This is a genomic window from Pseudomonas caspiana, from assembly GCF_040224095.2.
Taxonomy (GTDB): Bacteria; Pseudomonadota; Gammaproteobacteria; order Pseudomonadales; family Pseudomonadaceae; genus Aquipseudomonas; species Aquipseudomonas caspiana.
The window spans coordinates 1516181-1527449 of record NZ_CP167995.1; the positions used below are offsets into that span (position 1 = coordinate 1516181).

11 protein-coding genes and 2 pseudogenes are annotated in these 11269 nt (G+C 54.9%); 3 read left to right on the plus strand and 10 right to left on the minus strand.

The window, feature by feature from the left end; translation table 11 throughout:
• Positions 1-10: 10 nt before the first annotated feature.
• The 10 genes from ABRP31_RS06795 to ABRP31_RS06840 form a co-directional block, all read right to left on the minus strand.
• Positions 11-358, minus strand: coding sequence for a hypothetical protein (locus ABRP31_RS06795; RefSeq protein WP_011269698.1), 348 nt, complete (start codon positions 356-358; stop codon positions 11-13).
• Positions 355-1749, minus strand: coding sequence for an integrating conjugative element protein (locus ABRP31_RS06800; protein WP_024420820.1), 1395 nt, complete (start codon positions 1747-1749; stop codon positions 355-357). Before ABRP31_RS06800 ends, ABRP31_RS06795 begins: the two co-directional genes overlap by 4 nt.
• 10 nt (positions 1750-1759) lie before the next feature.
• On the minus strand, positions 1760-2725 hold the full coding sequence (locus ABRP31_RS06805; RefSeq protein ID WP_104551744.1) for a TIGR03756 family integrating conjugative element protein: 966 nt from the start codon (positions 2723-2725) through the stop codon (positions 1760-1762).
• Positions 2722-3168, minus strand: coding sequence for a TIGR03757 family integrating conjugative element protein (locus ABRP31_RS06810; RefSeq protein ID WP_104551745.1), 447 nt, complete (start codon positions 3166-3168; stop codon positions 2722-2724). The genes ABRP31_RS06805 and ABRP31_RS06810 overlap by 4 nt, the downstream gene beginning before the upstream one ends.
• Before the next feature lie 160 nt (positions 3169-3328).
• Complete coding sequence (locus tag ABRP31_RS06815) at positions 3329-4675, minus strand: MFS transporter (RefSeq protein ID WP_104551746.1); 1347 nt, start codon at positions 4673-4675, stop codon at positions 3329-3331.
• 19 nt (positions 4676-4694) lie between these two features.
• Positions 4695-5261: an HAD-IA family hydrolase gene (locus ABRP31_RS06820; protein WP_104551747.1), complete on the minus strand. Its 567-nt coding sequence runs from the start codon at positions 5259-5261 to the stop codon at positions 4695-4697.
• 36 nt (positions 5262-5297) lie between these two features.
• The gene (locus tag ABRP31_RS06825) at positions 5298-5714 is read right to left on the minus strand and encodes an NUDIX hydrolase (RefSeq protein WP_080764535.1); all 417 of its coding nucleotides are present in this window, start codon (positions 5712-5714) and stop codon (positions 5298-5300) included.
• Between the two features lie 2 nt (positions 5715-5716).
• Positions 5717-6379 (minus strand): acyltransferase, encoded by a 663-nt coding sequence (locus ABRP31_RS06830; RefSeq protein WP_104551748.1) that lies wholly within the window; start codon positions 6377-6379, stop codon positions 5717-5719.
• A gap of 161 nt (positions 6380-6540) precedes the next feature.
• Positions 6541-7521 carry an IS5 family transposase gene (locus ABRP31_RS06835; protein ID WP_108350188.1) on the minus strand — a complete coding sequence of 327 codons (981 nt, stop codon included), beginning with the start codon at positions 7519-7521 and terminating at the stop codon, positions 6541-6543.
• 52 nt (positions 7522-7573) lie between these two features.
• Entirely contained in the window at positions 7574-8713 is a 1140-nt protein-coding gene (locus ABRP31_RS06840) for an acyl-CoA dehydrogenase (RefSeq protein WP_159087175.1), read from the minus strand.
• Between the two features lie 241 nt (positions 8714-8954).
• On the opposite strand from ABRP31_RS06840, the pseudogene ABRP31_RS06845 reads away from it, so the two are divergent.
• The 3 genes and pseudogenes from ABRP31_RS06845 to ABRP31_RS06855 form a co-directional block, all read left to right on the plus strand.
• Positions 8955-9176, plus strand: a pseudogene (locus ABRP31_RS06845) (transposase); the annotation flags it as partial.
• A gap of 95 nt (positions 9177-9271) precedes the next feature.
• Positions 9272-10234 (plus strand): annotated as a pseudogene (locus ABRP31_RS06850) (IS1595 family transposase).
• 448 nt (positions 10235-10682) lie between these two features.
• Positions 10683-11267, plus strand: coding sequence for an MFS transporter (locus ABRP31_RS06855; protein ID WP_349973365.1), 585 nt, complete (start codon positions 10683-10685; stop codon positions 11265-11267).
• Positions 11268-11269: the final 2 nt, after the last annotated feature.

Genomic DNA, 11269 nt, shown 5'->3' on the forward strand with positions numbered 1-11269 from the left:
GACTCTCCCCTTAGCCCTGTATCAGCAGACTGGTTTCCAGCGCCACGATGGCGAGGACGCCGGCGATCTCACTGCGCCCCAAACGGCGTCGCGCCTGCGCATCGGCCTCGCGCGCCAGCAGCCGGCGGCGCATCCAGATCCATCCATAGGCCGTCGTCCCGTACAGGCAGAGCCTCCACACCAGGAAATAGCCTTCCGCGGCCGCCAGCCAGCGCTCCCAACCGGTAACGCTGCCGACCATGTAGATGCCAGCAATGTTGGTGCCCACGGCAGCGGCAATGATCACCACCGTCCACATCAGCGCCTTCGCCGCGCGCCTGCTGAACAGCCAGCGCGGCCGCAGCCCAGTCATGCTCATGGCCGGACTCCCGGATTGCCCTTCTGCAACTGGTCGAGACGGTCAGGCACCGGATCACCCTCGTAGATGCCACGCGAACCCGCCGCACGCGTGCCGTGGCGCTGGATGATGGCCATCGGCGAGTTGTTGGCCAGCTCGCGGCGCAGTTCCAGCTCGGTCTTCAGGTTCTGGATCTCGCGGTCGAGCGTGTCGCTCTCGTGGTTCACGGCCTCCACCGCGAGTTCATTGGCGGCGACGTTGGGCTCCTTCTTGCCCGTCAGCAGGGTCCGCTGGAGCAGCAGAGCTTTCTCCAGCACGGACGACAGCGCCACCTCGGACGCCAGCCGCCGCGCCAGCAGGTCTTGATCGGGCTCGTCGCGTAGCGCCTCGATGACGCCGCGCGTGATGGGCAGCGAGGTGCTGCCAGCCACGCGCAGGTTCTCGAACGTCGTGTTGCGCGTCCCCGAGATCAGCTCCTGCAAGGCTTCCAACTTCGCCTCGTACTCCTCCTGGATCAGCGGCGTGAGCCCCACACCGGGCACTGTCTCGGTCTTGGTGCAGGCATCGCAGGTGCGCTGCTCTTTCTCGCCCAGGACCCGCGTCGCCCATTCAACCGCCTGTTGCGGCGAGGTCCAGGTCTGGCAGGACAGGCTTGCGCAACTCGCTTGGGCGATGGATGACGTGTCGGTCACGCTGCGGCCATTGACCAGGTTGTAGCCCGCCCGAGTGACATCGCCGACCACTCGGATGGCCGGCTGGCCCGCGCCACCGGCATTGCTGCCGCCCACCCAGGGCACGCCGTCATTGCCCCGGCGTGTCTCGGCCTGCTCGATCGCCGACACGGCATCCGTGCTAGACACCGCATCGCGCAGCGCCATGCCTTGTGCCATCTGGCTCCAGTCAAGCTGGCCGCCCGCCGTCTCGGCCATCTTCTCGGCCATGGCGCGGCACGTCAGCTTCGAGCGGTCGAAGTCCAGCCGCGCCTGCAGCACGCCATTTGTGAGCAGGTTGTACAAGCCTGGATCGGCGCGCTGGATGATCAGCGCAGGCAGGGACGCCACGGCGCTGGTGGCACTCTGGATCACGTTGCTCATGATCTGCTGAAAGCCGTTCGTGACACCGTTGAGCTGGTTCTTCAGCGTGGTCTGGATGTTCATGTCGCCGCAGATCAGGTTGCTGTTCCAGCCCGCACCGACTCCGATCGAACGCATGCCTGCCGCGCGGCCCATGGACACCGCGCTGCCACCACCAATCGAATACATGACCTCATCGCCGATGACGGGGCCGCTGGCCTGGAAGCCGTTCTGCGCCCATGCGAGGCCGCAGCCCAGGGCAAGCGCGCCGGCCAGCGCCGTGGTGCGCAGCAGGCGGCGTGCCTTGGTAGAGAGATTCATCAGTTCAGGACGCTTCATCGCCGTATCCTCAATCGAAATCGACACTGCCGAGGAACACCTGGCCCCGGCGTTCGCAGCACACATAGGGCCGCCACAGCGCCCAGGCGTAGTCGCCTTGCTGGGCTTGAGTGGTTTGAGTGGCTTGAATCAGGGAGCCGCCGCGCGGGAAGACCGTGCAGGACGAGGACAGCGTGGGCGTGAGTTCCTGCCACTTGCCGGTCGAGGCATTACCCTCCATCAGCGCGCCAGCAGGCCAGTAGCCGGGCCGCGAGTTTGCCAGCAGCGGCTGATAGACATGGACCTGCCCGCGGCGCGTGACCACATCCCCCGCGCGTTGGGCCACCACGGCACCAGCCTTGTGGTCGTCCGTCTGGTGCAGGAAGCCGCCGCGCGGATAGACGTTGCCCCAGAGGTTCGACGTCGAGCGCGCGCCGATCTCGCGCATGCCCGGGGTCAGCGCCTCCGGGTAAGCCATCTCGGGCACGTTGTAGCGCCAGGCTAGTGTGTCCAGGGTGCTGAGCAGATACGGCATGAACGCCATGCCAGCGCCCTCGCAGAAATAGCCCGAGGACGACGCGAACTGGTTGAACACCTCGCCGCCGGGATGGCCGATGACATCGGCGTTCTTGAATCGCGCGAGATTGTTCTCGTGGTCGTCGCTAGTGATGCCGTCGCCACCCGCGCGAGCTGTCGCGTTGGAGGCGCTCATCGCACGCACCTCGGTCCAAGGATTTTCGCCAGTGTTGTTGTAGCTGGAGACGACCGCATCGGGAATGTAGTGGCGCACTTTGACGGACGTGCGCACCGTGCAGCCGCTTACAGTGCAGTAGAGCCAGTAGCAGATGCCCACCACCCGGTACTCCAGGCAATCTGGCGATGCCACTGAACCGACGATGGTTGCGGTATTCAATGCGTAGCTCGCTGTGGCGCTGACCAGCAGCAGCGAGGCCACCGCGACACGCAGGCGGCGCAACGGGTCGAATGGGCGGATCACGGCTGTGTCCTCCGATGCTGTTCGATTCGCGCGATGGCACGCGCCACGTCCGGCTCGCCATAGACCACATAGCGTCGGTCCACCACGACGGCCGGGATGCTGGTGATGCCCAAGCTCCATGCGTCGGTGAGGCCTTGGTATGCGGAAGCGATGCGGTGCTGAAGGTCGGCACCGCCTTGGTTCAACCGGCGCCTGGCGATGGCTGTTGCCTGATCGGGATCGGCGGGCAGTGCCGCAGAAAGCTCAGCTTCGATCCGCGGCGCTTCGTCCAGCTCGATCAGCAGCTCGCCGCCCATGGTCCTGACCGGATGACGGCTGTCGGTGATGACCAGCACATTGGTAGCCAGTGTGGCCGGGCTGAATGCCACCAAGGACGCAGGCAGCACGACGGCTAATCCAAGGGCTCGCAAGCCTGGCGCGAACCTGAGAAAAGATGCTGGCATGTCGCGTGCCCCGGAAGTTGATCAGGGCCATAGTCAAACGCCGAACCCGATGCGACATGCACAAACAAAGCGCATCGCGGGCAACCCACATATCAGTTTATCTCGCCGCAAAGAAAAAACGGGGTCCGAAGCGAGACCCAATTCTATAAATTACAAGCGTTCATTTTAGAGCGTTCTTCGCAAGTAAAATAGAAAGGCCGAAAGAGATTAGTACAGAAAAGGCACTTGCGATTAACGACCAGCGCGCACCATTCATAGGATCAAGGCCAAGAAAGACCGCGGTCACTACGCCGCCTATCATTTGTCCTAGCAGCCTAAGAGTGGCTAGCACTCCATTGGCTCTTCCGCTTTCTTTACTTGCACTAAAGCTCAAAAGAAGCCGCAGGTTAGGAGTTTGAAACATGCCAAATCCCGCCCCAGCCAAGGCTGCAAATAGTGGCGCAAACCACGGTGTTTTGATGTTAAGAAAGCCCAAAAAAGTCACGCCCGTGAGCATAAAAAACAAGCCGGTTACCAGCAAATACGTAGGTTCTATTTTATCCGACCATAGTCCTGCTAAGTAGGCGAAAAGTCCAGAAAGCAAAGACCAGAAGAACATCACTTTGACGGAGGTGCCTAACCCCGCAATGTGCTCGACAAAGAAAAAGAAAGGTAGCGAGATCAGGGCGGCACCTTGTGAAATATAGCCAAAGAAAGTTATCAAGGTTGCAGTGATAAATGCTCCTCTATTAGAGGGCGCAGGTAGGAATTTCAACACAGAGCGTGGACTATAGGCCAGAAGAAAAAAACCAATTATCAAAGTCAACCCACTCAGCTTTATACGAGTCTGATCATGCCCAGCTGTCCCCACCATTGCAAGAGATGAAGACAGCAGAAGAAAGGAAAAAAAAACTACTGAAAAATCCCACCACGGAATCTTAACGCGTAGCTTTTTTGAGTCATTAGGGATAAACAATATTGAAAACAAAAAAACTGCAATACTGAGTATAAAATTCAGAAAAAAAATTACTTTCCATGAAGTAAATGTCAAAATTAGAGAGGCAAGCAAAGGCCCCGCACAGAATGACAAAGCTACTACCAATGCGCTAGTCCCAATCCCTCTCCCAAAGAGATGAGGAGGGTATATGTTTCTTATAATTGCTATGTTAACTCCAGCCAATGCACTTCCTCCTAGACCTTGAGCGCAGCGGAGCAATACTAGCAATTCAAAGGATGAAGTAATTGCGCAGCCCAATGAAGATAATGAGAATGTAACTACTCCCAATATATATATTGACTTGTGACCAATGATATCACCAAGGGCGGAAAATATAAGCAGTGATGCCACCATCGCAATCTGATATGCGCTGACTATGAAAATAGAATTAGATGCCGAAATTTCTAATTGATGCGCAATCCTCGGAAGAGCGACAGCTATCATTGAGGCATCAAGAATGGCCATAGCCACTCCTAATAGAATCGCCATCATGGCCACAGATCTTTGCTTGGCTGAAATGGACAAATTCATAACGTGCTTACCGTGTAAATTAGTGAATTTCTATTTGATAATGTAATCTTAGTATTTCGGAAATATCGTTGATCGGACTTTCGCCAGTTACTAAGTGTGCGCTCCATCCGCAGCTATTGGCTATGAGTACATTAGTTGTCGAATCATCAAAAAAAATAATCTCCTTTCCAGCCAAGCCTGTGACTCTTTCAACCTCTTTGAAGGAGTCGGGATCTGGCTTTTTCTTTTTCATCATGAATGACAGGAATGCATGGTCGTAGGCAAATGAAAACGTGCGGATGAAATCCCAGTGTGTTTCATTAGTGTTTGAAAACAGAAAAACTTCAATGCCAACCTCAAGCAACTTTGAAAGCATTGCAGGAGCCCCTGAAAAAGGACTGATCAATCTTTTTTCTACAAACCATTTTTCAATTGGGATGGAGTTATCTGGGTGGCCGCTGATCTTTTTTAATTCCGCAAAAAACAGCTCGGGCGCCAACTCGCCCAAGCTGTAACTATTAAGAAGCTTATCTAGTTTTGATTTATCAAGGGGGGGCGAGCCACGATGAAATTGGCGGCCCCAATTTAACCAGAACACCACCAACATCGAAACAAATAGCTCGTTTTTTTTTATTGACTTTCATCATGAGTGCTCTTCTTTCGAGAAGGTTCTCCACACACCTATTTTGCCTGTGTAAGCATCCTCAATTCTTATTCGCGTATTGTTCTTCATTGGAGAGGGGAGATTCTGGACTGGAAAGAAGTCTGCAGCAGCAATTTCTGAGTCTGGCTGCCAAGCCTCTCTAGTTAATATTTTGCATGCAAAGTAAATTACTAGATCTGACTTAAATGGGGCAGAATAAATGCCAACGAGCTTTTCAACAGTAACGCGGTATCCCGTTTCCTCAAGAACCTCACGAATGACGCCGTCCTCAGGTGATTCTCCATCCTCAAGCCGCCCGCCAGGAACCGTCCACCCATAAGGTGCGTAGTTTCTCTGCACGCAAAGAATCTGTCCGTCTTCGTTGAGGATATTAGCAAATACACCAATGGTGGTCATAATCAGATCTCCTCTTTGCTTTGGAAAAGCTGTTGACTCGCTCCAGCGAGCCACTCGCCCATGGGGCGATCGCCTTGGACATATGCCGGATTGCCATAGGCCAGCGTCCCTTCCGGAATATTTCGGGTCACGACAGAGCCCGCACCGATAAATGCATTCTCTCCAATAGTCACGTGACCCAGCAACGTAACCCCACTTCCAATTCTCGCTCCCGAGAGGACTTTCGGTGCTCTTAATATTTCGCCCGCCCGCCAGCGCATTTCATTGTCATTGATGGTTACCACTCTTGCGCCAATCTGCACGTTATCGCCTACAAAGCAATTTCCTGTGATGTGTGTAAGAGCAGATATTCTGACATTGTTCCCAACGTTTGCATCTCTCTCCAAGCATACGAGGTGTGAAATTACGCTCTTTGTCCCGATATTGGCTCTGGCTCGAATTATGGTATTGTGCCCAATTATCGAATCTGCACCAATATGAACCCCTGAGCACAATAGGGCGCCCGATCTAATTATTGCCCTTTCACCGATCACGATCGGGCCGCTGTTAAATCCGTCGTCCTCATTGGGTACAAACCGGACATCAGGCGAAACTATGGCGCCTTCGCCCACTTGTAGTAGTCCATGCTGAACTGCCTGCTCGTAATTTAATGTATTCACTACCATAATTGACGCTCCCGTGCCGGTGAAAAATCATTAACCTCGCGCCCTAAGGAAGGTCTGAATAACGCGGCCTGAGAGCGCGGAATGTCGCGTCGTTGCGGAGAGTCGCGTTTGGATCTTCGGAGTTTGGCCATTTCTGGCGCTTTCCGTGGGAAATCCCCGGGTTACAGGCGCACGCTCCCCATAGCAGGCAGTAACTGCTTTCGCTTCATCCACAGGTTTGACAGCGCAAACAACGTCAGCACCTGCGTGGTGTTCTTGGCCAGGCCGCGATAGCGGACCTTGGTGTAACCGAACTGGCGCTTGATCACCCGGAATGGATGCTCCACCTTCGCGCGCACGCTGGCCTTGAAGTGTTCCCAACGCTGTTCCCGAGCACGCTCGCGGTTGTTGCCGATGGCTTGCGTCGTCGAGGGCCTGGCGGCGATGAAGAATGCTGCCTTGCAGGTCTGCAGTTCGTCGCGTTTGTCCGCGCCGGTGTAGCCGCTGTCGCCGAACACGCTGTCTTCTTTGCCATGCAGCAACGTGTGCGTCACCGTGACGTCGGCGACATTAGCCGCTGTGCAATGGACGTGGTGCACCAACCCGGAAAACTCATCCACGCCGATGTGCGCCTTCATCCCGAAATACCACTGATTGCCCTTCCTGGTCTGATGCATTTCAGGGTCGCGCGCGTGATCGGCGTTCTTGGTCGAACTGGGTGCAGCGATCAGCGTCGCATCGACGATCGTGCCCGACCGCAGGCTCTGGCCCTTGCGCGCCAGATGCGCGTTGACCGCTTCCAGCATGCGCGCGGCAAGGCCATGGGTCTCCAGCAGGCGCCGAAAGTTGAGAATCGTGGTCTCGTCGGGAACGTTGTCCAAGCCACCGAGCCGGGCAAACCTTCGCAAGATCGGGATCTCGTGCAACGCTTCTTCCATCGCCGGATCGCTCAACGCATACCACTGCTGCAGCAAATGAATCCGCAACATCGTCGCCAGTGCGTATGGCTGTCGACCAGGGCGCCCCGACACCGGATAGTGCGGTTCGATCAGACCGAGCAAGTGCTGCCACGGAACGACCTGCTCCATCTCGGCCAGGAAGATCTCCCGGCGGGTCTGCTTACGCTTGCCCAGGCCTTCAGCGTCGCCGAACGTCAGTTGCATGGATTACTCCTCAACATGAGGCGGGTAGTGTCGCGTATCTATGGTGCGTTGTTCAGAGGTTCCCTAAAGATAAAGCGTATAGCTCTTCTCCTAGAAGCCCTCTTGCGACTTGCCCACGAAGCACATCCGTGGTGCCATCTGCGATCCGGAGTCCTAGCAGATCTCGTAATGTCTTCTCCAGGTTTGCCTCAGACGAATAGCCAAATGCTCCATGTGCAAGCATGCTCCATTGAACTGCTGCAATTGCCGCTTCTACGCTTTCCGCTTTAGCCATGGCTGCATCGACATAGCTGTATTGTTTCTGCTCTATGCGCTGAGCGGTGCTTTGAATCAGAAGCCAAGCCATATGTAGCCGAGACGCATGCTTTGCATACTCTTGCTGAAGATGTGTAAAACGCCCAATTTTTTCTGAGAATGCGTAGCGGTTTTGCAATCTATTTTTTGCATCATTCAACGCCCCTTGCGCTGCGCCTATTGCAGCAGCAGCCATTGCGCAACGCCAAAAAGAAAAATGAATGGAAAAAATAGTAAATCCCTGGCCCTCACCGCCAATTCTATTGTTGAGCGGAATCGAAATATTGTTCAGGTCAAGTTGACCCCAAGATATTCCCCGAAGCCCCATGGCCTTTATGTCAGTTACCTCAATTGCCGAATCGGATCGATTGATCAAGAATGCTGTTAGGCCTTGCTCCAAACCAATAACATTTGCGAATACGATATAAATATCTGATTGACGAAGTCGGGCCACGTACTTCTTTTGGCCGCTAATTTCATACCGATCATTTTTTCGCACTGCAGTTGTTTTAATTGAGTGCAAATCAGTTCCTCCGCCATCTTCTGTGATGCATATGGCTGCGAAACTTTTTGAGCTTGCGATATTTTCGAGTTGATTTTTGAACTGATTCGTTTTTTTTGGTGCAAGAAAGACTCGCCCATGTCCAAGTCCAGGGACGTCACGTAAATCCAGGCTCACACTCCCAAAAAATCTAAAAACATCCATAAGTCTAGGGGTGTTTAATGGTGTATTTTGACCTGACTTCTCCCATTTGTAGTCCAAAGAGGCAAGCTCCGGCACTGCAATCCTCCATGCTAGTGGATCGTGCAAGCATCCTTTGCCTTTCCACTGTTGAAGGTTGGTAGCTATTTTGCTGCTGATTGCACTGCTAAAGAATTTAGGAATCGTGATGTTCATGATTACTCTATCCAGATTAAGTAATGAAAACACCGCATGAGTGGGACGAATGTATTTAAAGCATTTGCGGTAATGGCACTTCCAAAACATATTGAAGCGACTGCTGCCAGCCTATACCCAACTCTTCATGTCATTGTGGCCTTTTTGGTCTTAATTGGCGCTGTTTTGGTCTTAAGGAAACTCTGAAGGACTTTCCCAATTTGGCAAAATCTCCGTAGACCAATCGCCTAGCTTTTCGATGATGAAACAGATGACCTTCGGCGACGCCGAATACGCCGCCAAGCGCAAGCAGACCCGCAAGGAATTGTTCCTGATCGAGATGTATCAGGTGGTGCCCTGAAAGGGGTTGACTGCCCTTATTGAGCCCTATTATCCAAAAGGCGAAGGCGTCCGTCCCGCCTACCCATTGATGGCTATGCTGCGTGTTCATCTGATGCAGAAGTGGTTCGGCTACAGCGATCCGGGGACCTGATTAGCCCTGACCATCAACTGCCTGTCGCAGGATCTGCGCCGCGCTGGGTGGATGCTGCTGTCAGCTGAAGCCAACGAGGTGGCCTGATGAGCATCTATGCCGTGCAGTTCCAAGCTGGATTGTCGATGTCTGAGTTCTTCGCGTCCTACGGCACCCAGGCCAAGTGATATCGCGCGCTCTACAAGTGGCGCTGGCCGCAGGGATTTCGCTGCCCATCCTGTGCTGGACGGGCGCGGTCGCGTTTCAAGCGGGGTGCTGCGATCTACTACCAATGCAGCGCGTGCCGGCATCAGACCAGTCTGATGGCAGGCACGATGTTCGAAGGCACCAAACTGCCGCTGCGCACCTGGATGCTGGCCTTGCACCTGTTGACCTCGTCCAAAACCAACATGGCCGCGCTGGAGTTGATGCGGCATCTGGGCGTCAACTACAAGACGGCCTGGCGGATGAAACACAAGATCATGCAGGTTATTGCCGAGCGCGAATCCATGCGGAAACTGCCGGGTTTCGTGCAGATCGACGATGCCTATCTCGGCGGCGAGCGTAATGGTGGCAAGGCCGGACGCGGATCAGAGAACAAACAAGCGTTCCTGATTGCGGTGCAGACCGATGCCACCTTCACCGCGCCGCACTTTGTGGTGATCGAGCCGGTGCGCAGCTTCGACAACACCTCGCTGCAGGACTGGATTGCCCGTCGCCTGGCGCCCGAATGCGAGGTCTACACCGATGGGCTGGCCTGCTTCCGGCGGCTGGAAGACGCCGGCCACGCGCACACCACGCTGGACACTGGCGGTGGTCGTGCCGCGACCGAAACGGCTGGTGCACGTTGGCTCAACGTGGTGCTGGACAATCTCAAACGCGCCATCAGTGGCGTGTATCACGCTATCGCGCAAGGCAAATACGCAAGGCGTTACCTGGGAGAAGCGGCCTATCGTTTTAATCGTCGATTCCGCTTGCGCGAGATGCTGCCACGACTTGCCACGGCCATGATGCAATCCACACCATGCCCAGAGCCGGTTTTACGTGCAGCGAGCAATTTTCATGGCTGAGTGTCAGGGCTAATCAGGAAGGGCTTTGCAGCGGCCGAAAGAGCTGAAAAACGAAAAGGATTGGGCAAATTTCGAGATACGTCCTTTTTTTCAAAAGTGCTGATGAGTCGATAGCCGGAAAAAATTCGGCTATTTCAGCGCATCCTTAATTATTCTGTGTATACCAGTATGGAATCGTTCGGCGATAGTTATGCGCTTAGGACGTTGTTTGGGTCGTTCAATTCAATTAGTGATTCAGACTATCACAGTGTAATCGCCTAGACAGGATCATGTCGGCAAGCGAAAGGCGTTTGGGGTGCGCCCGCAGGGAGGCCACCAGATCGGAATCCATTAGGTTCAAGAGGATTCATTGCTATCTCTTTTTATATATTAATATAACAAAAAGTTAAATTGTAATTGCTCAATAGGGGTTTTAGAGTAAACATGTATTCACCGTGGACACATGCAAATGAACTCAAGTTCGTGCCTTTCGACGGCACTCTTGCGCGCCGTCAATGGGTCGGCATGGCTAGCTTTGTCTGTGCTGCTGTTGTACGGTTTCGTCACGACCTTTGATCTCTTTGTGGTCAGTGTCACTACTTCCAACACGCAGGTCGGGCTGGGAGCGAGCTACGCGCAGATCGGTTCCATCGTGGCTGGCTACGAACTGGTCTTCGGCGTCTTGCTGGTCATCAGAGGGCGGCTTGGCGACCTGTTCGGCCGCCTCCGGCTCTTCGCCGCTGGCTTGATCGGCTTCACGCTTACATCGGCTTGGTGCGGGCTGGCACCCAATGCCGGCTTCCTGGTCGTCGCACGGGTGTTACAGGGGCTGACGGCTGCCTTGACGGCCGCCTTGTTGTTCCAAGAGGCCTATGCCTTCATCCGTGTCAACGTCGGCGGCGACCTCTTTGGCTCCGCACTTACGGGCGATGACGCAGCAGCGCGAACGAGCGAAGAGGCCTCCGTGGTGCGGATGGTCTACAACTTGGAGGCGGCCATGCCGCTACGCGTGCTGTTGCTGATTCTGGCAAAAGCAAAGCGGTCGGCAGGCTGAGG

Bases quoted from the DNA above. Each gene is read 5' to 3' on its own strand.
- ABRP31_RS06840 (WP_159087175.1), bottom strand. From the start codon at position 8,713: ATGAACATCACGATTCCTAAATTCTTTAGCAGTGCAATCAGCAGCAAA.
- ABRP31_RS06810 (WP_104551745.1), bottom strand. From the start codon at position 3,168: ATGCCAGCATCTTTTCTCAGGTTCGCGCCAGGCTTGCGAGCCCTTGGA.
- ABRP31_RS06855 (WP_349973365.1), top strand. From the start codon at position 10,683: ATGAACTCAAGTTCGTGCCTTTCGACGGCACTCTTGCGCGCCGTCAAT.
- ABRP31_RS06820 (WP_104551747.1), bottom strand. From the start codon at position 5,261: ATGTTGGTGGTGTTCTGGTTAAATTGGGGCCGCCAATTTCATCGTGGC.
- ABRP31_RS06795 (WP_011269698.1), bottom strand. From the start codon at position 358: ATGAGCATGACTGGGCTGCGGCCGCGCTGGCTGTTCAGCAGGCGCGCG.
- ABRP31_RS06825 (WP_080764535.1), bottom strand. From the start codon at position 5,714: ATGACCACCATTGGTGTATTTGCTAATATCCTCAACGAAGACGGACAG.
- ABRP31_RS06830 (WP_104551748.1), bottom strand. From the start codon at position 6,379: ATGGTAGTGAATACATTAAATTACGAGCAGGCAGTTCAGCATGGACTA.
- ABRP31_RS06815 (WP_104551746.1), bottom strand. From the start codon at position 4,675: ATGAATTTGTCCATTTCAGCCAAGCAAAGATCTGTGGCCATGATGGCG.
- ABRP31_RS06835 (WP_108350188.1), bottom strand. From the start codon at position 7,521: ATGCAACTGACGTTCGGCGACGCTGAAGGCCTGGGCAAGCGTAAGCAG.
- ABRP31_RS06800 (WP_024420820.1), bottom strand. From the start codon at position 1,749: ATGAAGCGTCCTGAACTGATGAATCTCTCTACCAAGGCACGCCGCCTG.